This window comes from Pseudomonas sp. CH61, from assembly GCF_059429415.1.
The window spans coordinates 5,800,944-5,823,932 of record NZ_CM182098.1 but is presented as its reverse complement, the minus strand read 5'-3'; the positions used below and the strand labels follow the sequence as shown (position 1 = coordinate 5,823,932).

The following is a 22,989-nucleotide window of genomic DNA, read 5'->3' as shown; positions in this document are numbered from 1 at the left end:
TCGCGATGAGGGCTGTACATTCAACATCTCTGTTGTCTGATACACCGCGATCGCGAGCAGGCTCACTCCTACAGTGGACCGAGTCAGCCATACGAACCCCGGAGAAATCCGGGGTTTGTCGTTTCTGGCGACCCCGCTATCATTCGCGGCATTCTTCGGGGGATTTGACTGATGCTTAATGGCCTGTGGCTTGGCTTCTTCATCGTGGCAGCCGTATCGGCGCTGGCGCAGTGGCTGATCGGCGGCAACGCCGGGATCTTTGCGGCGATGGTGGAAAGCATTTTCGCCATGGCCAAGCTCTCGGTCGAAGTCATGGTGCTGCTGTTCGGCACCCTCACCCTGTGGCTGGGCTTTCTGCGCATTGCCGAAAAGGCCGGGATCGTCGAATGGCTGGCCAAGGTGCTCGGCCCGCTGTTCCTGCGGCTGATGCCGGAAGTCCCGGCCGGCCACCCTGCCCTGGGCCTGATCACTTTGAACTTCGCCGCCAACGGTCTGGGCCTCGACAACGCGGCCACGCCCATCGGCCTGAAAGCCATGAAGGCGCTGCAGGAGCTCAATCCCAGTGCCACCATCGCCAGTAACGCGCAAATCCTCTTCCTGGTGCTCAACGCCTCCTCCCTGACCCTGCTGCCGGTGACGATCTTCATGTACCGCGCCCAGCAAGGCGCGCCGGACCCGACGCTGGTGTTTCTGCCAATCCTCCTGGCGACCAGTTGCTCGACGATTGTCGGCTTCCTGTCGGTGGCGTTCATGCAGCGTTTGCGGATCTGGGATCCGGTGGTGTTGGCGTATCTGATTCCCGGCGCGCTGATTCTCGGTGGCTTCATGGCGCTGCTGGGCACCCTGTCGGCGACGGCTTTGGCGGGATTGTCGTCGATCCTCGGCAATCTCACACTGTTCGGGTTGATCATGCTGTTCTTGCTGATCGGCGCGCTAAAGAAGGTCAAGGTCTACGAGGCGTTTGTTGAAGGCGCCAAAGAAGGCTTCGATGTCGCGAAGAATCTGCTGCCGTATCTGGTGGCGATGCTCTGCGCGGTGGGCGTACTGCGTGCCTCTGGTGCCCTGGACTTCGGCCTGGACGGGATTCGCCATCTGGTTGAGTGGGCCGGTTGGGACACGCGGTTTGTCGACGCGTTGCCGACGGCGATGGTCAAACCGTTCTCTGGCAGTGCGGCGCGGGCGATGTTGATCGAGACGATGAAGACGTCCGGCGTCGACAGCTTCCCGGCGCTGGTCGCGGCGACGATTCAGGGCAGTACCGAGACCACGTTCTATGTGCTGGCGGTGTATTTCGGCGCGGTGGGGATTCAGCGGGCGCGGCATGCGGTGGGGTGTGCGTTGCTGGCGGAGTTTGCCGGGGTCGTGGGTGCGATCTTCGTCTGCTACTGGTTCTTCGGCTGAACAAATATCCAATGTGGGAGCGAGCCTGCTCGCGAAAGCGGTGTGTCATTCACGTTGATGTGTCTGACACGACGCCTTCGCGAGCAGGCTCGCTCCCACAGGGATTGGTGTTTGGGCTTAAGGTCTTTGGGGGGCCAGCTTTTGGCCCTGGTCGACGGCCCAGGCCACGACTTTCGCGGTCAGGCGATCACTGGCCTGGCCAAATCCCGCAACCACCGCTGGCACCTGCACATCGTTCAGAGACTGGCGCTCTTCAAAGCGGCGGCTGGCCAGAATCCGCTGGTCATAACCGCGCACGAGCAACGCATCGACGCGCACCACGACGCTGGCCTGCGTGCCCTGATACTCGGTCTGAAACGCCTGCAAACTCCCGCCCAATTCCAGATCCGCAGCAAAGTTGCTGTCATCGGTACTGAGCAACGTCACCCGACCATCACGCTGAAACCCATCCAGCAGACGATTACGCACCAGCACCGGCGCCGGATCGCTCCAGCGCGAGCCCTTGTAGCTGCTGATCACATCGCCCTGTGGAATCACCGCAATCGTCGGCCGGTTCAACGCCTCACTGGCCTGCAACTTGTTCAGCCGCAACGACCACCGTTGCGTCGCCGCTGAACTGGCCGAGGCGGGCGCCTGTGCGGCCGGCAGGCGATAGACATCCGACGGCTCGGACTGCGGCAGAATCGAGCAGGCACTGATCAGCGTGAAGCCGGCGAGGAGGGCAAGTCGAGTCAGCTTCATGGCGTGAATTCCTTGTTCTTGTCACGGCCCAGCAGGTAGCCGCTGGGGTTGGCCTCAAGGCGTTGCGAGATGGCGCGCAGCGAGGTCAGCGTTTCACGCAGTTCGCGGATCGCCGGGGCCAGGCCATTGAGGCCCTGCATGCCGTTGTCGAGTGAGTTTTCGTTTTTGCTGAGCAAGGTGCTGATGGTGGTCGTGCTTTGCTCCAGCGACTTCATCGCCTGCTCGGCGCTGCCCAGTGCCTGTTTGCCCTGGTCGTTGATCAGGCCGTTGGCGTTGCGCATCAGCAGTGAGGTCTGTTCGAGCATGCTGCCGGCCTGTTTACCGACGGTCGCCAGTTGCTGCATGGCTTGCTTGATGTCACCGCGCTGATCGTTGATGGTGCCGGTGGTTTGCTCCAGATGCGCGAGCGTTTTGCTCACACGCTCGACGTTCTCGGCAGAGAACATCTGGTTGGCGTTCTGCAGCAGCGCAGTGATGCCGGTCATCAAATCGTTGGAGTCATTGAGCAAGCGCGAAATAGGCGAGGGCGAGGCGACGATGGTCGGCAGATTACCGTCATGCCCACGCAGTTTCGGGCTCTCGGGCGTGCCACCGCTGAGCTGGATGATCGACGTCCCGGTGATCCCGGCCAGCGCCAGTTTGGCCTGGGTGTCTTCCTTCACCGGCGTGTCCCCGGCCAGACGAATCCGCGCCAGCACCCGCCGTGGATCCTTTGGATCAAGGCGCAGGTTGATCACATCGCCGACCTTGATCCCGCTGTATTGCACCGGGCTGCCCTTGGACAGGCCACTGACTGCCTCGCTGAAGACAATCTCGTAATCCTTGAACTCGGTGTCGACGCTGGACTTGGCGAGGAACAGACCGAAGAGCAGGGCGCCTGCCACCACGATCACGGTGAACAAGCCGATCAACACATGATGCGCTCGGGTTTCCATGTCAGACCTCGTTGAGCAATTTGGCGGCGTCCAGCGCCGAGCGGCCGCGCGGGCCGTGGAAGTATTCGTGAATCCACGCGTCGTCGGTTTCCGAGACCACGTCGATGGGACCGGCGACCAGCACTTTTTTCTGTGCCAGCACCGCCACGCGGTCGGTGATGGTGTAGAGCGTGTCGAGGTCGTGGGTCACCAGAAACACGCTAAGGCCGAGTGCATCGCGCAAGGTCAGGATCAATTGATCGAATTGCGCCGCGCCAATCGGATCGAGGCCGGCGGTGGGTTCGTCGAGAAACAATATGTCCGGATCCAGCGCCAAAGCACGGGCCAGCGCGGCGCGCTTGATCATGCCGCCGGACAGCGACGCCGGATATTTGTCCGCCGCTGACAGTGGTAATCCGGCCAGCGCCAGTTTCACGGCAGCCAAGTGCTCAGCGTCGTTGCGACTGAGGCCGGCGTGTTCGATAAGGGGCAGGGCGACGTTCTCGGTGACCGTCAGCGAGGAGAACAGCGCGCCTTTCTGGAACAGCACACCGAAGCGCCGCTCAACCAGTGAGCGCTCATGCTCGGACAGGCTCGGCAGGTTCTTGCCGAACACTTTGACCATGCCTTCGCTGGGCCGGCGTAATCCGACAATGCTGCGCAGCAACACCGATTTGCCGCTGCCGGAGCCGCCGACCACGGCGAGGATTTCGCCTTTGTACAAATCCAGATCGAGGTTCTCGTGCACGCTCTGGCTGCCAAAGCGATTGCACAGGCCACGGACTTCGATCACCGCCTCCGAGGGCGCGCGGGGTAGACGACTCACCAGCCCATCTCCATGAAGAACAGCGCGGCCACCGCATCGAGCACGATCACCACGAAAATCGATTGCACCACGGCGGACGTGGTGTGGGCGCCGACCGACTCGGCGCTGCCACTGACCTTGAAGCCTTCCAGGCAACCAATCGCGGCAATGATGAAGGCGAAGATTGGCGCCTTCACCAAGCCGACCAGAAAGTGCTGCACGCCGATGTCCGACTGCAACAGCGTCAGGAACATCGCCGGCGAGATATCCAGTGACACCGCGCAGACCACGCCGCCTCCGATGATCCCGCAAAGCATGGCGAGGAAGGTCAACATCGGCAGCGCCACCAGCATCGCCAGCACACGCGGTACCACCAGCAACTCCACCGGGTCGAGGCCAAGGGTGCGAATCGCGTCGATTTCTTCGTTGGCCTTCATCGAGCCGATCTGCGCGGTGAAGGCACTGGCGGTGCGCCCGGCCATGAGGATTGCCGTGAGCAACACACCGAATTCCCTCAGGAACGAGAAGCCCACCAGGTCCACAGTAAAAATCGTCGCGCCGAAACTGGCCAGCACCGTGGCGCCGAGAAACGCCACCACCGCGCCCACCAGAAAAGTCAGCAAAGCCACGATTGGCGCGGCGTCGAGACCGGTCTGTTCGATGTGCGCGATCATCGGCGTGATGCGCCAGCGCTTGGGCCGGAACAGGCCACGGGCGATGGTTTCCAGGATCAGGCCGATGAAACCCAGCACCTGCAGGGTGTCTTGCCAGACCGTTTCCACGGCGCGGCCGATCCGGGTCAGCAATTGCACGCTGACGCTGACTTCCGCCTCCTTGATCGGCACGCAGAAATCCGTCATCGATTGATACACGGTTTGCAGCAGCGCGCGGTCGGCGGAGGAGAGCGTGCAATCGGGATGTTCGGCGGATTTGCCGAGACGCTCGGAGCCGAGCAGTTCGACCAGCAGCGACGCACCAGCGGTGTCGAGGGCGCCGAGGCTATTCAGATCAATCGACGTGTTGGCGTCGTACTGGCCGTGGAGCTTTTCGCTCAAGTGCTTGAGCTCGGCGTAATGAGCAAGCGTCCAGTCCCCCGTGACCCGCAGGCGGGCAGGGCTGATCGATGTGTCCAGTTGGGCATTGCCGCTGATCGAGCTGCTGGTCATAAGCTCCGTGCTTGTCCGGTTATCAGGCGAACTAACGTAATAGCACGAACGCGGTTACTTTTCTTTGATCGCTGTGCTGTCCGTGACTTCGAAGCGCAGCACGCCGATCACCTGGCCATCCTCGGTCAGCACCCGCACCTGCCACTTGCCCGCCGGATTGCCAGGGAAATTCTGCTTGTGCGTCCAGGCGCGGTAGCCTTCCTTGCGCCCGCCATGGATGTCGAGGGCGATGCGATCGACCTCTTTGCCGTTGAACTGCCAGACGTGGTAAATCCGCTCATCGAGCCCGCGCGGCGCGTTGATTGCGGTGTAGGCGTAGAGGCCATCGCCACGAATCTGCTCGGCGCTGACCGTGTCGAGGCTGGCACCGGGGGTGCGGTCCTGCATTTGCGTGCTGATCGCCACGTCGGTCATCCACAGCGTCGCCGGCGGCACCCACGAACGCAGCGCCCAACCGACGCCGCCAATGCCGACGGTGATGCACAGGATCGCCAGGGCGTTGCGCAGCGTGCGGATCGGGAAGATCGACGCCAGACTCGGGAACGACAACAACACGGCAATGCCCAGCGCCCATTTGAAACTTTGCGCCGTGGTCAGGTGCATGATCACTGGCAACGCAGTGAGCAGGGCGGCGAACAGGGTCAGGGTGTGCAGCGCGAGAAACGCCCAGCGCCGTGGCGCCAGCCATTTGTAATAGAGCGGGTCGACGATGGAAATCAGGGCGGCGACGCTGAGCAGGCCGGTGAAGAACAACTGGCCGCTGTTCCAGGTCGTGGTGATGAAGAAAAACGGCAGGACGAAGAACAGGCTTTCCTGATGGATCATCTGCGTCGCGTAACGCAGCAGCGGCTGGGGAATCTCGCGTTTGAACACGCGGGTGAAGAGGCCGGTGAGGGTGTTTTCCAGCATCAGCCAGATCCAGCTGAGCAGCATGATCACGGTGATCCAGCTCGCCAGCCCTTGCTGACGATCGACCATGATGAAACTGCCGACCCCGGAAATGAAACCGCCAAGTGCAATGACCCCGGGATAGCGCTTCATCAGTTCGAGGATGCGCTGGATCAGGAGCTGTATTTTCGGCATTTGGGCGGTTCACGACTGGATAGGAAAAAACCTCGACAGAGTAGCGCCCGCAAGGCTGATGGTCACTTAAAACCAGCACATACCCCTGTAGGAGTGAGCCTGCTCGCGATTGCGGTCTTTCAGTCACTGTTTATGCGGCTGATACACCGCTATCGCGAGCAGGCTCACTCCTACAGGGTCAGTGTTCGGCGGGTTTTCGGCGGTGGTGCAAGCGCCAGCCGATCAGGACCAGCAACACCAGGCCCAAGCCACCCGCACTCAACCACAACACCTGATCATCACTGATCAACGGCTTCTCGATCCGCAAATACCCCGGTTGCAACAGCAACTCACGCATGGCCTTGTTCGCCGCTTCCAGGGTCACCCCTTGCAGCTCCCGCGCCGGGTTGGCAAAACGGCCGTCCTCGTAATCGCCCAGTGCACTCCAGTAGTAATCCGCCATCGCGCTGTTACCCTGCACCGCCCAGGCCTGATGGGCGATGGAAGCCTGTTTGATCCGCGCGAAGGTGTCCGGGTCGAGGCCGTTTTTCAGCAGATCAGCCTTGAGGTCTTCCAGCACCTGAATGGCTTCGTCGACGTCATCACGATCCAGGTCGGCATTCAGGCTCATGAAACCGACGCCGCCAAACACCTCACGCTCGGCCCATGGCCCGTAGGACAAGCCGTGGTTGAGACGAATCTGCCGGTACAACGCCCAGTCGAGATAATCCTTGAGAATGTCGAAGGTCTGATCGTATTGATCATCGATCACCGGTTCCGGCACCAGCCAGTGCAGCTTGGCGCTGTCGCCGATAAAACCACGGGTGAGGGTGCGTTCATGGGCGGCGCTGGTGCTGATGTCCGGCAGTGGCCGATGCTCGCTCGGCTCGACCGCGTCGAGCGCGCCCCACGTGCGCTCCAGATACGCCGGTAGCAGTTTGTCGAGTTCGCCGACGACGATCAGGGTCATGTTGTTTGGCGCGTACCAGGCTTTGCGCACCTTTTCCAACTGCTCCTGAGTCAGGTGACCGACTTCGGCACGCTGCGGGCATTTCAGGCCCAGTTCGACGGCGAGCTGATTGCTCGCGGTGTGGCCGAGATCCTGACGATCGAGAAAGCGTTGCAGCCGTGTGTAATGGCCGCCGTCTTCACGTTCAACCACACGCTTGGCGGCGTTGATGGCGTTGTCGTCGATGCGCGTTTGTGTGAGCAGAGCGAGCAGCAGGTCGAGCACCTTGCGCTGATTTTTCGCCGGCGCTTCGATGACGAAGGTGGTGTCGGCGTTGCTGGTGAACGCGTTCCAGTCACCGCCCAGCGCCTGCATGCGCTCCTCTAAACCACCTTCGCCAGTGGCATCGATGCCGCTGAACAACAAGTGCTCAAGCAGGTGCGGCAGCTCCTTGTCATCACAATCGAAATCGTCGAGGCCGACGCCGACCACCAGCCGAATCGCCACATGCCCGCGTTCGGTGCCGGGCTTGAGCATCAGCTGCAGACCGTTGGGCAGCGCATAGCCTTCGACCTGAAAACGATCCAGGGCAAAGGCGGGCAGGGAACCGAGCAACAGACAGGCGAACAACAGGCAACGCATAACAGGCTTCCGTACGGCTGATTTGGAGATCCGTGTCGTCAGTCAGGGCCCCATCGCGAGCAGGCTCACTCCTGCATTTGGAATGCGTCCCCCTGTAGGAGTGAGCCTGCTCGCGATAGCGGCCTGAAGGCTGAATCAATGTAACTGACTAACCCCAGCCCCAGTCGTTCAAGGCGAATGCGTAATGTCGGCAATATCATCCGCCGCCAGCGCCCCGGTATCCGCCGTTTCCAGCACCACATACGCACTGCCGCAAAACAGCGAATTGAGCCGCTTCATATCGGCAATCAACTCCAGGTGCAACGAACTGGTTTCCAGACTCTGCACGATCTTGCGTTGCAAACGGCTGACATGCGCATGGGCCAAACGGCGTTCCTGTGCGCGAAAACGGCGTTTCTCGCGCAGTAGCTGGCGGGCGCTTTCGCGGTCACCACTGAGAAACACCGACAGCCCCAAACGCAGATTAGCGATCAATTGCTGCTGCAACCCGGCCAGATCCTCCAGACCTTCTTCGGAAAAGGAGCGGCGCTGCGAAGTCTTCTGCTGCTGAATCTTGCGCAGCATGCGTTCGATCAGGTCGGCAGCCAATTTGAGGTTGATCGCCAGTTCAATGATCTCGGCCCAGCGCCGACTGTCCTGCTCGCCGAGGTCTTCGCGGGGCATCTGCGCCAGGTACAGCTTGATTGCGCTGTACAGCGCTTCGACGTCATCGGTCAGCCGACGCATTTCCTGGGTGACAGCGGTCTGCTTGCCGCGCAGCACATCGAGGGCGGCGTCGAGCATGTTGTCGAGCAGATCGCCCATGCGCAGGGTTTCCCGCGCGGCATTGGCCAAGGCCAGACTTGGCGTGACCAGCGCGGTAGCGTCGAGGTGACGCGGTTTGGCAGTACCGTTGACCTCCGGCCGCTCCGGGAGCAACCACGCGCAGAGCCGCGCCATCGGCCCCACCGACGGCAGCAGAATCAGGCAGCGCACGGTGTTGTAGAGCAGGTGAAAACCGATGACCATTTCCTGCGGGCTGAAATCGAGGCTGTCGATCCAGTGCACCAGCGGGTCGAGCACCGGGATGATCAGCAGCAGGCCGATCAGTTTGTACAACAGGCTGCCCAACGCCACTTGCCGGCCAGCGGCGTTCTGCATGCTGGTGCTCATGAACGCAAGAATGCCGCTGCCGATGTTGGCGCCGATCACCAGACCAATTGCCACCGGCAGACTGATCACACTGGCACCGGCGAGAGTCGCCGTGAGCAGTACGGCGGCGAGGCTGGAGTAGGAAATCATCGCGAACAGCGCGCCGACCAAGGCGTCGAGGAGGATGTCGCCAGTCAACGAGGCGAAAATCACCTTCACACCTTGGGCATGGGTGATCGGCGCGGCGGCCTCGACGATCAGTTGCAGCGCGAGAATGATCAGCCCGAGGCCAATGGACACCCGGCCCATCTGCCCGAGGCGCGTCTGTTTGCGCGACAGAAAGAAAATCACCCCGAGGAAAATCAGCAGCGGCGATAGCCACGACAGGTCGAAGGTCAGCACCCGCGCCATCAGCGCGGTACCGACGTCGGCGCCGAGCATGGTCGCCAGCGCCGGGGTCAGCGCCATCAGGCCCTGGCCGACGAAGGAGGTGACGAGCATGGCGGTGGCGTTGCTGCTCTGCACCATCGCGGTGACGACGATGCCGGCGACAAAGGCGAGCCAGCGCTTGGACATGTTCTGGCCAATCACATGGCGCAGGTTGGTGCCGTACACCCGCAGGATGCCGGTTCGGACGATGTGCGTACCCCAGATCAGCAGGGCGACGGCGGAAAGCAGATTGAGCAGGGTGAGCATGCAGACCCCCTGTAATAGCAGTGCCTCAGAGAGGCAAGTTGACGGTACCGCGCGGTTTCTACGTTTTTGATACTTAAGCTGTAGTTGGCTAACGGTCTGGGCGCCAGCATTGCACAGCTAAAGTGCGGATTGAAACAAAAGTGTCATGAAAAGCGCTTCATACACCCACCTGAATCCACCACAAACAAATGTAGGAGTGAGCCTGCTCGCGATAGGGCCATCAGCCTCAACATTGATGTTGACTGACAGACCGCTATCGCGAGCAGGCTCACTCCTACAAGGGGTGTTGCCTGAAGACTACCGGGCTACTGGCCCGGGATGTCCTTGCGCAGTTTCACCGGGTCTTGCTGCTGTCTCTTCTTGGCCATCGCGCCGCGCAGCTTGATGTTGATCGCCTCAACCGCCAGCGAGAACGCCATGGCGAAGTAGACGTAGCCCTTCGGCACATGCACGTCGAACGACTCGGCGATCAGCACGGTACCGACCACCAGCAGGAACGACAGCGCTAGCATTTTCAGCGACGGGTGCTTGTCGATGAACTCGCTGATCTTGCCCGAGGCCAGCATCATCACCAGCACCGCCACAACGATCGCCGCAACCATCACCGGCACGTGGGAAACCATGCCCACGGCAGTGATCACCGAATCCAGCGAGAAGACGATGTCGATGATCGCGATCTGGATGATGGTGTAGAGGAAGTTGCCGCCCTTGCCGCCGGGGGTGTCATCACTCTCATCTTCGCCTTCCAGCGCGTGGTACATCTCTTGCGAGCTCTTCCACAGCAGGAACAGACCACCGAAGAACAGGATCAGGTCGCGACCCGAAATGCCTTGGCCGAACACTTCGAACAGGTCAGCGGTGAGGCGCATGACCCAGGTGATCGACAGCAGCAACAGGATGCGCGTGATCATGGCCAGGCCAAGACCGAAGATCCGGGTGCGCTGCTGCATGTGCTTGGGCATGCGGCTGACCAGGATCGAAATCATGATGATGTTATCGATGCCGAGGACGATTTCCAGGGCGGTCAGGGTGAAGAAGGCAACCCAGATTTCGGGGTTGGTCAGCCATTCCATGTGTATTCCTTTGAGCAATTGTTAAACCGAAAAAGGTCCGGGCTTCAAACCGCGAAGCCAGGACCCGAAACGGTGAGTCTTGGGCTTATAGAGTGCTGAACACCGGGAAAGTCCCCAACAGCAGTGCAGCAATCAGGATGCAGATACACACCAGGATCGCCCATTTCAGGGTGAAACGCTGGTGGTCACCGAAATCAATGCCGGCCAGGGCCACCAACAGATACGTCGATGGCACCAACGGGCTCAGCAAGTGGACGGGCTGACCGACGATCGAGGCACGGGCCATTTCCACTGCGGTGATCCCGTAGTGACTGGCGGCTTCGGCCAACACCGGCAACACGCCATAGTAGAACGCATCGTTGGACATGAAGAAGGTGAACGGCATGCTCACCAGCGCCGTGATTACGGCCAGATACGGGCCGAGGAAATCCGGAATCACTGCCAACAGGCTCTTCGACATCGCATCGACCATGCCGGTGCCGGACAGGATACCGGTGAAGATACCCGCCGCAAAGATCAGCCCGACCACTGCCAGCACGCTGCCGGCGTGAGCGGCGACGCGATCCTTCTGCATCTGCAGGCAAGGGTAGTTGACGATCATGGCAATACTGAATGCCACCATGAACAGCACCGGCAACGGCAACAGGCCGGCGATCAGGGTGCACATCAGGCCGAAGGTCAGGGCGCCGTTGAACCAGATCAGTTTCGGACGGCGCGCATCGGGGAATTGCGAGACGCTGATTTCGCTGTGATCGATCTCGTCGCCAACCAGATGCAACTCACCTAGACGCGCACGTTCACGTTTACCGTAGAAATAAGCGATCAGCAGAATCGCCACCACACCCGCGGCCATGGCCGGAATCATCGGCACGAAAATGTCCGACGGATCGACATGCAACGCACTCGCGGCACGAGCAGTCGGGCCACCCCACGGGGTCATGTTCATCACGCCACCGGCGAGGATGATCAGACCGGCCATGATCCGCGGGCTCATGCCGATGCGGCTGTACAGCGGCAGCATGGCGGCCACGCAGATCATGTAAGTGGTCGCGCCGTCACCATCGAGGGAAACGACGAGCGCCAGTACGGCGGTGCCGACCGAAACCTTCAGCGGGTCGCCCTTGACCAGTTTGAGGATCTTGCGCACGGCCGGGTCGAACAGGCCGGAGTCGATCATCAAGGCGAAATAGAGAATAGCGAACATCAGCATCACGCCAGTCGGCGCAAGCTTGGTAATGCCTTCGAGCATCATCGGGCCGATCTTCGGCGCGAAACCACCGAACAAGGCGAAGACAATCGGGATGATGATCAGAGCGATCAGCGCGGACAGGCGCTTGGTCATGATCAGGAACATGAACGTGATGACCATGGCGAAGCCAAGGAAAGTCAGCATGGGAATACTCCAGGCGTAGCGCGGCTAGTTAAATGAGCAGATCGGACGGGATCAGCGCAGAACGGCAAGCACGAGACGTACGGGCGGAGTTGAAGCGAGGAGGCGGGCTACAGAGGACATCAGAATCACCATTGTTGTTGTTAATTGGGCCGTCCGTGCGAGGTATCACACGCGTTGGCCAACCGGTCTGTTGCCGGAAGTGAGGCGATCCTAATCCGGGAAGCTTTCAGCTACCTTTCGCTGCAGAAAGCTTTGAATGAACGGTCAACCGGCCGTCGGATGCGAACCAGAGTCAATAAACACGGGAAGGGGAGCTTCGAAATGAGCGAATTGCACAGCGGCGGCTGCCATTGCGGACACATTCGTTATCAGTTCAGCGGGGAGTTGCAGGATATCGCCCATTGCCATTGTTCGATTTGTCGCCGAGTCAGCGGTGGCATCGTCACCACATGGATCACCGTGCCGGCGGCAAATTTCCAGTGGCTGGCCGGCATGCCTTCGCGATATGACTCGTCGGCCAGTTGCGCGCGGTTCTTCTGCCCGAACTGCGGCGCACAACTGGCGCTGGTGACGTTGCTCAGCCCCGAGAGCATCGACGTGACCATCGCTACCCTTGATCAGCCGCAACTGGCGCCGGCGGAGCGGCATATCTGGACGGACAGCCAATTGCCTTGGCTGCATCTGGACGAGCATCTGCCAGGCGAAGCCGAAGAAACGCTGTAGGTTTACAAGAGCCTGATCAAAAAACAGACAGATCCAGCGTTCGGATCGCGCCCATCCAGATCGCGTGATCCGTATGGTCGAGCAAGTCATCGCCAGTGTCCGGGTGCAAAAACACCACCAGGCCTTTGCGATTGAGCGCCAGCCACGGCAGCACCTCGCCGATCAACTCAGGGCCGAAGGCCAATTGGCAACTCCAGTCCGGATGCGGCCCGACCGGGCGCTCGTGGACGCGGCCCATTTTCAGCGCAAACAATTGCGCGGCTTTCTCGCACAAGGCCCGCGCCTGCTCAATGGTATTGGCGTCGAAATAGACATGGGCGTGATAACCCTTGATCGCTTGCATCTGAAAGCCTCTGAATCGGTTCGAACCCTCGGCGTTGCCCGTATGTCACACGCCATACAAGGGATAAGAAAAGGGATCAGCCATGAAAAATGCCGAAACCCCGGCGGTAAAAGTGGTGCTCTATGGTGCCATGAGTAGCCTGGGCAGCGCGTTGATGGCTGAATTGCTGCGCCGTCAGCACGAAGTCATTGCCATCCTCGACGATTTGACTGCACTCGCACCGCGTCCGGGTTTGCGCACCAAAACAGGCGATTTGTTCGACTCGGAGCGGATCAATCAGAGCGTGGCCGGTAGTTCGGCAGTCATCTGTTTATTGGATGCGCCGGGGTTGCCGTTCAGTAGCGATCAGGTGGAACGGGCCGTCGTGCTCGGCCCGGTCGAACAGGTGCTGGCCGTCGACGCACTGGTCGATGGGCTGCAAGCGGCCAATGTGTCGCGGCTGTTTCTGGTGGGCGACTTTGCCGTGCTCGATGAGCCGGATGTCGATGATCGCCTGCAACGTCACGCCGCCGAGGAAATCCGTGAAGCCGTGCAAAGCAGCCCGTTGCACTGGACGCTGGTGAATGCGCCACACGGCGTGGCAGGGCTGACGATTGAGCATTTCAGTCAGGTCGGCGGCAATCTGGAACCGGGTCTGGCCGAACCGCTGGAGCGATTGAACCGCGTGGCGGTGGGGATTGCTGATGAGCTGCGGTTGAATCTGCATGTGGGCCAGCATGTGAATTTCGTGGCGGCTTCAGATTCGTAAAAGATCGCAGCCTGCGGCAGCTCCTACATGAGATCGGTGTAGGAGCTGCCGCAGGCTGCGATCTTTTGATCCTCAAACCGCAATCGAAGGCAGCGCCAGCCCACTCAAGGACTCCGCGCTGCTCGCCTGTTCCGCCATCAACCAATCAACAAACTGCTGAATCAACGCACCCCGGCGTTTGCGTTGCGGCAGCACTACGTAATAACCGAGGCGCGACAGGGTCGTTTCGGCGATGGGTCGGCACAGCAAACCCTGACTCAGCAAGTTATCCACAAGGTGGCGCCAGCCAATCGCCACGCCTTGACCGCCAATCGCCGCTTGAATCAACAGCGTGTAATTGTCGAAGCGCAATTGCCCCGGCGCCGGCGGTGTATTGATACCGAGTTCACGGAACAGACCACTCCAGTCAAACCAGTTGCTGCTGTTTTCCCCGCGCAGGTGCAACAACGGAAACTCCAGCAACGCCTGAGCCGGCAGGGGCAGGAGGCGATCCTTGAGCAACTGCGGACTGCACACCGGGAACACTTCTTCGCTGAACAGCCAATGGCTTTCGCCCTGCTTGAAACGCCCGTCGCCAAACAGGATCGCGACGTCGATATCGGTGCGCAGCATGTTGTGGTTGCGTTCACTGGTCACCAGGCTGACGTCGACCTGCGGATTGGCCTCATGAAAACGATGCAGGCGCGGCATCAGCCAATACGCAGCGAAGGCAAAATCAGTGGCAACTTGCAGGACCTCATGTTGCTGCTGTGCGCTGATCGCGCTCAATCCGGCATCGATATTCTGCAAACCGAGGGTAACTTGCTCAAACAGTATCGCGCCGACTTCGGTCAGCTCGATCCCCCGGTAGATGCGATCAAATAGCCGCGTGCCGAGTTGTTCTTCCAGCCGTTTGATCTGCTGACTGATTGCTGGTTGCGTAGTGCCAAGCTCAACCGCCGCGGCGGTAAAACTGCGTTGGCGAGCGGCCGCCTCAAAGGCGCGTAACAGGTCGAGGGATAGATCACCCAAGGCGTCATACATAAGCTGTGCTTATCCTAGTCATTGTCCGGCGCAGGCTTTACCGGATACAGCATGGACTCCATGCTCGGTCGCAGCAATGTCGCATAAATATTCACTATGGAATGCCGCGATCACATGAAGCGCAAGAATATTCTTTTCATCATGGCCGATCAGATGGCCGCGCCAATGTTGCCGTTCTACGGCCCTTCGCCGATAAAATTGCCGAATCTTTCCCGCCTCGCCGAACAAGGCGTGGTGTTCGACGCCGCTTACTGCAACAGCCCGCTGTGCGCGCCATCGCGTTTCACCCTGGTCAGCGGCCAGTTGCCGAGCAAGATCGGCGCCTACGACAACGCTGCCGATTTCCCCGCCGATGTGCCGACTTACGCCCATTACCTGCGCCGTCTCGGCTACCGCACGGCGCTGTCGGGCAAGATGCATTTCTGTGGCCCCGATCAGTTGCACGGCTACGAAGAACGCCTGACTAGCGACATCTACCCGGCCGACTATGGCTGGGCGGTGAATTGGGATGAGCCGGATGTGCGGCCGACCTGGTATCACAACATGTCCTCGGTGCTGCAGGCCGGACCGTGTGTACGGACCAATCAGCTGGATTTCGATGAAGAGGTGGTGTTCAAGGCGCAGCAGTATTTGTTCGATCACATTCGCGAAGATGGCGATCAGCCGTTCTGCCTGACTGTATCGATGACGCACCCACACGACCCGTACACAATTCCCAAGGCGTTCTGGGATTTGTACGACGATGCCGAAATCCCGTTGCCTACAACGCCGGATCAACATGAACTCGATCCGCACTCGCAGCGTTTGCTCAAGGTTTACGACCTGTGGGACAAGCCACTGCCTGTGGATAAGATTCGCGATGCGCGTCGGGCGTACTTCGGTGCGTGCAGCTATATCGACGCCAACGTCGGCAAACTTCTGCAAACACTGGAAGAAACCGGGTTAATCGATGACACGATCATTGTGTTCTCCGGTGACCACGGCGACATGCTCGGCGAGAAAGGCCTCTGGTACAAAATGCACTGGTACGAAATGGCGGCCCGTGTGCCCCTGTTGATAAGTGGGCCGGGGCAGTTCGAATCGGGCCGCGTCAGCGCTGCCGTGTCGACCGCCGACCTGCTGCCGACATTCGTTGAACTGGCCGGCGGCACGCTGCAACCAGGCTTGCCGCTGGACGGCCGCTCACTGGTTTCACACCTGCAAGGGCAGGGCGGTCATGACGAAGTGTTCGGCGAATACATGGCCGAAGGCACCATCAGCCCGTTGATGATGATCCGTCGCGGCACCTACAAATTTATCTACAGTGAAAACGACCCTTGCCTACTCTTCGATGTGAGCAACGATCCGCGTGAGCTGGAAGAACTCAGTCAATCGCCGCAACATCGCCAGCTATTCGACGATTTTCTCGCCGAAGCGCGGGCCAAGTGGGACATTCCGGCGATTCACCGGCAAGTCCTAGCCAGCCAACGGCGCCGGCGCTTTGTTGCCGACGCGCTGACCATCGGCAAGCTGAAGAGCTGGGATCACCAGCCGCTGGTGGACGCCAGTCAGCAGTACATGCGCAACCACATCGACCTCGATGATCTGGAACGCAAAGCACGTTATCCACAACCCTGCCAAAACCAATAATGTTAAGGGGAAGTCCATGCGTAAGTTATCCACAGTAGTGACGGTTGGCCTGCTCGCGCTAAGCAGCGCTTCGGCCTTCGCCGAGCAGAGCTGCGACACGGTGAAGATGGCCGACCCGGGCTGGAGCGACATCGCCGCGACCAATGCGATCACCGGGTTTCTGCTGGACGGCATGGGCTATAAGGCCAAGGTCGACACCCTCGCGGTGCCGATCACCTTTGGCGGTTTGAAAGACGGTCAGGTGGACGTATTCCTCGGCAACTGGATGCCAGCGCAGCAGGGCTTCTATGACAAGTTCGTCGCCACCGGCGATGTCACGCAACTGGCGAAAAATCTCGACGGCACCGAGTTCACCCTCGCCGTGCCGGACTACGTGTGGGACGCGGGTGTGCATAACTTTGCCGACCTGAACAAATACGCGGACAAGTTCGAGCGCAAGATCTACGGCATCGGCTCCGGCGCGCCGGCGAATATCTCGCTGCAGGAAATCATCAAGAAGAACGACTTCGACATGGGCCAGTGGAAGCTCATCGAATCCAGTGAACAGGCGATGCTGGCAGAAGTGTCGCGGGCGGTGAAGAAACAGAAATTCGTCACCTTCCTCGGCTGGACCCCGCACCCGATGAACGTGCAGTTGAAGATGCATTACCTCAAGGGTGGCGAGAAGTATTTTGGCGATACCGGCAGCGTGTTTACGTTGACGCGCAAGGGCTACGCCGAAGCCTGTCCGAATGTGGGTAAGTTGCTGAGCAATCTGTCGTTCACGCAGGAGATGGAGAACAGCATCATGGCTGAGGTGGTGAACAAGAAGGTCACTAATGCCGAGGCGGCGAAGGCGTGGATCAAGGCGAATCCGGCGGTGCTGGATAAGTGGCTGGATGGGGTGAAGACTGCGGATGGCAAGGATGCGTTGGCGGCGGTGAAAGCGAAGCTTTGATTGTGGGGTTGCTGGAATTGTTCACGGCTTGAGATTTATTCCCCCTCACCCCAGCCCTCTCCCCCAGAGGGGGCGAGGGGGGAAGGGAGCCGATATTTGTTGGATTCAAAACTTGCGTTCAACTTTGAAATCGCTGGTTGATGAATCTCTGACAAACACCACGATCAGTCCCCTCTCCCTCTGGGAGAGGGCTAGGGTGAGGGGCCTTTCCCCTGGCACCCTGATAACCTTGAACAAAACCCCAACCGCGAGGACCCATGGCCTTCCCCAGCCGCCACTCTCTCTTGCCCTTCCTCACCTGGCTACCGCGGCAAACCCGCGCCAGCGTAGGACGGGATCTGATCGTCGGCCTCAGCGGTGCGATTCTCGCGTTACCCCAGTCGATTGCCTACGCGTTGATCGCTGGCCTCCCACCCGAGTACGGACTGTATGCCGCGATCATCCCGGTGCTGATCGCTTGCCTGTGGGGCTCGTCGTGGCATCTGATCTGCGGCCCGACGGCGGCGATTTCCATTGTGCTGTTTGCCAGTGTCAGTCCTTTAGCGGTTCCGGCGTCGCAGGACTACATCACTCTGATCTTGTTGCTGACGTTTCTGGCCGGGATTTTCCAGTGGCTGCTCGGTTTACTGCGTTTCGGCGCGCTGGTGAATTTCGTCTCGCATTCGGTGGTGCTGGGGTTCACCCTCGGTGCCGCTGTGGTGATCGCCATCGGGCAACTGCCGAACCTGCTTGGGCTGGAGTTGCCGGCCAAGGCCACGGCGCTGGCGAGTGTGATGGATCTGCTGCAACACCTCAGGGCTGTGGATAAACCTTCGTTGGTACTCGGTGTGGCGACGGTGGTTGTCGGTGTGGTGTTGAAACAATTGCTGCCGCGCTGGCCGACGCTGTTGATAACCCTCGCTTTGGCCAGCCTGCTGGTGTGGCTGTGGCCGGCGATGTTCGGCCACGTGCATCTGGTCAGCGCGTTTGTCGGGCGGTTGCCGCCGTTCAGTGCGTTGCCGCTGGATCTGGATTTGATCTTGCGCCTGCTGCCGAGCGCTGTGGCGGTGGGCATGCTTGGACTGGTCACCAGTCTGTCGATTGCCCGCTCGATTTCGGCACGCTCGCAGCAATTGCTCGATGCCAATCAGGAAGTCCGCGCGCAGGGCTTGTCGAATATCGTCGGGGCGTTCTTTTCCGGATCATTGTCGGCCGGATCGTTCACTCGCTCGGGATTGAGTTACGAGGCGGGTGCCTGTTCGCCATTGGCCGGGGTGTTTTCGGCGATCTGGGTCGCGCTGTTCGCGATTTTCGGCGCGGGGCTGATTGCGCACATTCCGATTCCGGCGATGGCGGGCAGCATTCTTTTGATTGCCTGGGGCCTGATCGATCATCGCGGAATTCGCGCCTTGCTGCGGGTCAGCCGCGCCGAGTTCGTGGTCATGGCCCTGACCTGCCTCGCGACGTTGCTGCTGGAATTGCAGACGGCAATCTATGCGGGCGTGTTGGCCTCGCTGTTCTTCTATCTCAAGCGCACCTCGCAACCGCGCGTGCAGCATTGGCGCGACGGTGAGGACGATGTGCTGCGCGTCGGCGGGTCGATCTTTTTCGGCGCCAGTCATTACCTGCAAGTGCGTCTGCAACGGATGCATGGCGCGCGGGTGGTGATCGAGGCGCAGCAGATCAATTTCATCGATTATTCGGGGGTGGAGATGCTGCATCAGGAGGCGCGACGCCTGCTGGGCCAGAATCGCAGCCTGACCTTGCGCCGGGCGCGGCCGCAGGTGGTGGAGGAGTTGCGCAAGCTGGAAGGGCCGGAGAAGTGTCCGATCCGGTTTGAGGATTGATCTCGGGATCAGCACATACCTTGTGGGAGCGAGCCTGCTCGCGAAGACGGAGGCACATCCAACATTGATGTGTCAGACAGACCGCTTTCGCGAGCAGGCTCGCTCCCACATGGGTATTTATTGGGCCAACTGGCGGCGCAGTTCGGCTAATACTGGCGCTGTGTCCGGGCGCACACCGCGCCACAAAAAGAACGCCTCGGCGGCCTGCTCGGCGAGCATTCCCAAGCCATCCATCGACACTGCCGCGCCCTGTTCACTGGCCCAGCGGCAGAACGCCGTCGGTTCCTTGCCATACATCATGTCGTAGCACAGGGTCTTGCCCGGCTCGATCAGGCTCGGCGCGATCGGCGGTACATCACCGGTCAGGCTCGCCGACGTGGCATTGATGATCACGTCGACCGGCTCACGCAACCAATCAAAACCACTGGCAGACACCGGCCCCAGGTCGCAGAACAACTCCGCCAGCAGTTCAGCCTTGTCCACCGTGCGATTGGCGATGATCACCGACGCCGGCTTTTCCGCCAGCAACGGCTCCAGCGCACCGCGCACCGCGCCACCAGCGCCGAGCAGCAGGATGCGTTTGCCGCTCAGGCTGAACCCGGCGTTCACCGTCAGATCACGCACCAGCCCGGCACCGTCGGTGTTGTCACCGAGCAGCGAACCGTCGGCGAGTTTGCTCAAGGTATTCACCGCACCAGCACGCTGCGCCCGCGCCGTCAGGCTGTTGGCCAAACGGTAAGCGTCTTCCTTGAACGGCACAGTAACGTTGGCACCGCGACCTTCCTGGAAAAACGCCGTGGCGCAACCGGCGAAATCATCAAGCGGCGCCAGCAGGGTGCTGTAGTCGAGGTGCTGGCCGGTCTGTTCGGCAAACAGCTTGTGAATCATCGGCGATTTGCTGTGACCGATCGGGTTACCGAAAACGACGTAACGATCCATCAGAAATCCTCAGGCCTCGGCCAGCCAGTCGCGATCTTGCAGGAAGTACTCGGTCAGGCGCGCTTCTTCGCTGCCAGGCGCAGCCTTCCAGTCATAACCCCAGCGCACTTGCGGCGGCAGCGACATCAGGATCGACTCGGTACGCCCGCCCGATTGCAGACCGAACAAGGTGCCACGGTCGTACACCAGGTTGAATTCGACGTAACGGCCACGGCGGAATTCCTGGAATTCACGCTGTTGAGCGGTGAAGGCATCGTGTTTGCGACGCTGCACGATCGGCAGATAAGCGTCGATGTAAGCATCGCCGATGGCGCGCATGAAGGCGAAGCTGGTGTCGAAGTCCCACTCGTTCAGGTCATCGAAGAACAGACCGCCGATGCCGCGCGGTTCGTGGCGATGCTTGATGTGGAAATAGGTGTCACACCAGGCTTTGTAGCGCGGGTAGACATCCGGCCCGAAAGGCGCGCAAGCCTGTTCGGCAACGCGGTGCCAATGAACGCAGTCTTCTTCGTTGCCGTAATACGGGGTCAAGTCAAAGCCGCCGCCGAACCACCAGACCGGTTCTTCACCTTCCTTCTCGGCAATGAAAAAGCGCACGTTGGCGTGGGAAGTCGGCACATGCGGATTGTGCGGGTGGATCACCAGCGACACGCCAAGGGCTTCAAAACCGCGCCCGGCCAGTTCCGGGCGATGGGCGCTGGCCGATGGCGGCAGACCGCTGCCAAAGACGTGGGAGAAGTTGACGCCACCCTTTTCGATCACCGTACCGTTCTCGATCACGCGGGTACGACCGCCACCGCCGGCGGGCCGGGTCCAGGCGTCTTCGACGAAGCGCGTGCCGCCGTCTTCGCTTTCGAGGGCCGCACAGATGCGGTCTTGCAGATCGAGCAGATAGGCCTTTACGGCGTCGGTGCGGGTCGTCATGGCTTCACCTTGAATCGGGCGGCGCCCCGCGGGCGGGCGACGCAAATGGGCGCGTAGCATACCACCGCACAACAGCGCGCCGCAGTTGACGAAGATCAAGCATGGGAGTTGGATAGGGGGCTCACAAAAGACCCAAGGAGAGCAGGCAGATGGCAAAGCGTATCCAGTTCAGCGCCCACGGCGGCCCCGAAGTGCTCGAATATGTTGATTACCAACCCGCCGCACCCGGCCCGAATCAAGTGCGCGTGGCCAACAAGGCCATCGGCCTGAACTTCATCGATACCTATTTCCGCAGCGGCCTGTATGCACCGCCCGCCTTGCCGTCCGGCCTGGGTGCTGAAGGTGCGGGGATCGTCGATGCCGTGGGCAGCGACGTCACCCGGTTCAAGGTCGGCGATCGCGTCGCCTATGGCAGCGGCCCGTTGGGGGCCTACAGCGAATTGCATGTGCTGCCCCAGGACAATCTGGTGCATCTGCCCGACGAAATCAGTTTCGAAACGGCTGCCGGTGTAATGCTCAAAGGCCTGACCGTGCAATACCTGCTGCGCCAGACCTATGAACTCAAGGGTGGCGAAACCATTCTGTTCCACGCGGCGGCCGGTGGTGTCGGTTCGCTGGCCTGTCAGTGGGCCAAAGCGTTGGGCGTGAAGCTGATCGGCACCGTCAGCTCCAAAGAAAAAGCCGAACTGGCCAAGGCCAATGGTGCCTGGGCGACGATCGATTACAGCCATGAAAACGTTGCGCAACGCGTGCTGGAATTGACCGACGGCAAGAAAGTCCCGGTGGTTTATGACGGTGTCGGCAAGGACACCTGGCTGACGTCCCTCGACAGCGTGTCGCCGCGCGGCCTGGTCGTGAGCTTCGGTAATGCCTCTGGTGCGGTAGACGGCGTGAACCTGGGCATTCTCTCCGCCAAGGGTTCGCTGTACGTGACCCGACCGACGCTGGCGACTTATGCCAACAATGCAGAGAACCTGCAGCGGATGGCTGATGAATTGTTCGAGATGATCATCAGCGGCAAGCTGAAGGTAGACATCAGCCAGCGTTATTCACTGGCTGATGCAGCGAAGGCGCAAACCGAACTCTCGGCACGACGCACCACAGGCTCCACCGTTCTGCTGCCCTGATACCTTCCGGCGTCCGGCCAGTCAGGGTTTCACAACCATGACTGACTGGACGATTCAGGCGCGTTCAGAACCTCGGTAGATGACTCGCCAATGGTTTTTGCGCCCAATGACCGACCGTTGTGTGATCAGGCTGTTGAACCGCTGCGAGGATTTGCCGCCACTCGGCTGACAACACCCAGTAATCACCGCGTGCGCGGTGTTCAATCTGCAAGGGATTGGAGGCGACCGGCATCAGACCGAAACGCTGATACAGGCGCAACTGCGATGCCCTGCACAACGCTGTGACACCTTGATAGCCCTGTTTTATCGCCCACTCGGCAGCGGCCGCCAGCAGACTGTTGACGGCAATGGGCTGTTGGCTGGGCACCTGCGAGATCAAGCGACTGAGTTCGACATGGCGTGACAACGCCACCGTGGGCGATACATGTTGCCGCGCCAGCGATGCCCACTCGAACGGCGCCGGAGTGGCCCTCAATACCGCCAGCAACTGCTCGTGCCGATACAACAGAAAGTGGGTACTGCGCGACCTTGTCGCCAGTTGCGTTTCGAGCATCCGCGCCCGGGACGTCAGCATGTAGTGCTGCAGCCGAAGCCGAAATTGCCGATCGATAAACCGATCGAACACTTGGGTATCCGACCCCGCTTCAAGCATCACGATACGACAGCCCTCATGATGACTGTTTAACGTCACCTGAAGCGTCTGCAGGTAATCCGTGAGTTGCAAATCCGTAGTGTCCATTCTTTCTCCGCAGACCTTAACTTATCGAAGTGTTCCGAGTGCAGGGAAAGGATGGTTG

Annotated in this window: 21 protein-coding genes; 7 read left to right on the top strand and 14 right to left on the bottom strand. The window is 60.3% G+C overall.

Annotated features, from left to right (window positions below):
- Positions 1-171 precede the first annotated feature (171 nt).
- Positions 172-1,401 (top strand): nucleoside recognition domain-containing protein, encoded by a 1,230-nt coding sequence (locus AC5SEM_RS26280; protein WP_007911793.1) that lies wholly within the window; start codon positions 172-174, stop codon positions 1,399-1,401.
- 117 nt (positions 1,402-1,518) lie between these two features.
- Here AC5SEM_RS26280 and AC5SEM_RS26275 read toward each other — a convergent pair whose 3' ends face one another.
- The 9 genes from AC5SEM_RS26275 to AC5SEM_RS26235 all read right to left on the bottom strand — a co-directional run bounded on the left by AC5SEM_RS26275 (position 1,519) and on the right by AC5SEM_RS26235 (position 11,973).
- A complete protein-coding gene (locus AC5SEM_RS26275; RefSeq protein ID WP_123593420.1) occupies positions 1,519-2,142 on the bottom strand; it encodes an ABC-type transport auxiliary lipoprotein family protein in 624 nt (207 codons plus the stop codon).
- Positions 2,139-3,077, bottom strand: coding sequence for an MlaD family protein (locus AC5SEM_RS26270; RefSeq protein WP_016986431.1), 939 nt, complete (start codon positions 3,075-3,077; stop codon positions 2,139-2,141). Before AC5SEM_RS26270 ends, AC5SEM_RS26275 begins: the two co-directional genes overlap by 4 nt.
- 1 nt (position 3,078) lies before the next feature.
- Positions 3,079-3,882 carry an ABC transporter ATP-binding protein gene (locus tag AC5SEM_RS26265; RefSeq protein WP_007911797.1) on the bottom strand — a complete coding sequence of 268 codons (804 nt, stop codon included), beginning with the start codon at positions 3,880-3,882 and terminating at the stop codon, positions 3,079-3,081.
- Entirely contained in the window at positions 3,879-5,027 is a 1,149-nt protein-coding gene (locus AC5SEM_RS26260; protein ID WP_495471600.1) for an ABC transporter permease, read from the bottom strand. Before AC5SEM_RS26260 ends, AC5SEM_RS26265 begins: the two co-directional genes overlap by 4 nt.
- 54 nt (positions 5,028-5,081) lie before the next feature.
- A complete protein-coding gene (locus tag AC5SEM_RS26255; protein WP_095049553.1) occupies positions 5,082-6,110 on the bottom strand; it encodes a DUF5924 family protein in 1,029 nt (342 codons plus the stop codon).
- Between the two features lie 178 nt (positions 6,111-6,288).
- Entirely contained in the window at positions 6,289-7,680 is a 1,392-nt protein-coding gene (locus AC5SEM_RS26250; protein WP_495471599.1) for a M16 family metallopeptidase, read from the bottom strand.
- Positions 7,681-7,848: 168 nt separating this feature from the next.
- Positions 7,849-9,507, bottom strand: coding sequence for a Na/Pi cotransporter family protein (locus tag AC5SEM_RS26245; protein WP_495471598.1), 1,659 nt, complete (start codon positions 9,505-9,507; stop codon positions 7,849-7,851).
- A 305-nt stretch (positions 9,508-9,812) separates the two neighbouring features.
- The gene (locus tag AC5SEM_RS26240; RefSeq protein WP_095119663.1) at positions 9,813-10,580 is read right to left on the bottom strand and encodes a TerC family protein; all 768 of its coding nucleotides are present in this window, start codon (positions 10,578-10,580) and stop codon (positions 9,813-9,815) included.
- 85 nt (positions 10,581-10,665) lie between these two features.
- Positions 10,666-11,973 carry a CitMHS family transporter gene (locus AC5SEM_RS26235; RefSeq protein WP_495471597.1) on the bottom strand — a complete coding sequence of 436 codons (1,308 nt, stop codon included), beginning with the start codon at positions 11,971-11,973 and terminating at the stop codon, positions 10,666-10,668.
- Positions 11,974-12,294: 321 nt separating this feature from the next.
- On the opposite strand from AC5SEM_RS26235, the gene AC5SEM_RS26230 reads away from it, so the two are divergent.
- Complete coding sequence (locus tag AC5SEM_RS26230; RefSeq protein WP_495471596.1) at positions 12,295-12,696, top strand: GFA family protein; 402 nt, start codon at positions 12,295-12,297, stop codon at positions 12,694-12,696.
- 16 nt (positions 12,697-12,712) lie between these two features.
- Here AC5SEM_RS26230 and AC5SEM_RS26225 read toward each other — a convergent pair whose 3' ends face one another.
- Positions 12,713-13,039, bottom strand: coding sequence for a DOPA 4,5-dioxygenase family protein (locus AC5SEM_RS26225; RefSeq protein WP_495471595.1), 327 nt, complete (start codon positions 13,037-13,039; stop codon positions 12,713-12,715).
- An 82-nt stretch (positions 13,040-13,121) separates the two neighbouring features.
- Here AC5SEM_RS26225 and AC5SEM_RS26220 point away from each other — a divergent pair, with 82 nt between their 5' ends.
- On the top strand, positions 13,122-13,787 hold the full coding sequence (locus AC5SEM_RS26220) for an NAD(P)-dependent oxidoreductase (RefSeq protein ID WP_077575182.1): 666 nt from the start codon (positions 13,122-13,124) through the stop codon (positions 13,785-13,787).
- A 72-nt stretch (positions 13,788-13,859) separates the two neighbouring features.
- Here the strand turns inward: AC5SEM_RS26220 and AC5SEM_RS26215 are convergent, their stop codons facing one another.
- Positions 13,860-14,810, bottom strand: coding sequence for a choline sulfate utilization transcriptional regulator (locus AC5SEM_RS26215; RefSeq protein ID WP_137218437.1), 951 nt, complete (start codon positions 14,808-14,810; stop codon positions 13,860-13,862).
- A gap of 114 nt (positions 14,811-14,924) precedes the next feature.
- Between AC5SEM_RS26215 and betC the strand changes: the two genes are divergently transcribed.
- The 3 genes from betC (at position 14,925) to AC5SEM_RS26200 (ending at position 19,202) form a co-directional block, all read left to right on the top strand.
- A complete protein-coding gene (gene betC / locus AC5SEM_RS26210) occupies positions 14,925-16,439 on the top strand; it encodes a choline-sulfatase (protein ID WP_495471594.1) in 1,515 nt (504 codons plus the stop codon).
- 16 nt (positions 16,440-16,455) lie between these two features.
- A complete protein-coding gene (gene choX / locus AC5SEM_RS26205) occupies positions 16,456-17,376 on the top strand; it encodes a choline ABC transporter substrate-binding protein (RefSeq protein WP_212620697.1) in 921 nt (306 codons plus the stop codon).
- 257 nt (positions 17,377-17,633) lie between these two features.
- On the top strand, positions 17,634-19,202 hold the full coding sequence (locus AC5SEM_RS26200; RefSeq protein WP_495471593.1) for a SulP family inorganic anion transporter: 1,569 nt from the start codon (positions 17,634-17,636) through the stop codon (positions 19,200-19,202).
- 117 nt (positions 19,203-19,319) lie between these two features.
- On the opposite strand, the gene aroE is transcribed toward AC5SEM_RS26200, so the two are convergent.
- Entirely contained in the window at positions 19,320-20,141 is an 822-nt protein-coding gene (gene aroE / locus AC5SEM_RS26195; RefSeq protein ID WP_495471592.1) for a shikimate dehydrogenase, read from the bottom strand.
- A gap of 9 nt (positions 20,142-20,150) precedes the next feature.
- Positions 20,151-21,065, bottom strand: a complete 915-nt coding sequence (gene hemF, locus AC5SEM_RS26190; protein WP_495471591.1) for an oxygen-dependent coproporphyrinogen oxidase — start codon at positions 21,063-21,065, stop codon at positions 20,151-20,153.
- A 149-nt stretch (positions 21,066-21,214) separates the two neighbouring features.
- Here hemF and AC5SEM_RS26185 point away from each other — a divergent pair, with 149 nt between their 5' ends.
- A complete protein-coding gene (locus AC5SEM_RS26185) occupies positions 21,215-22,192 on the top strand; it encodes an NADPH:quinone reductase (protein WP_495471590.1) in 978 nt (325 codons plus the stop codon).
- Between the two features lie 64 nt (positions 22,193-22,256).
- Here AC5SEM_RS26185 and AC5SEM_RS26180 read toward each other — a convergent pair whose 3' ends face one another.
- Entirely contained in the window at positions 22,257-22,931 is a 675-nt protein-coding gene (locus AC5SEM_RS26180; protein WP_077575174.1) for a hypothetical protein, read from the bottom strand.
- Positions 22,932-22,989 lie beyond the last annotated feature (58 nt).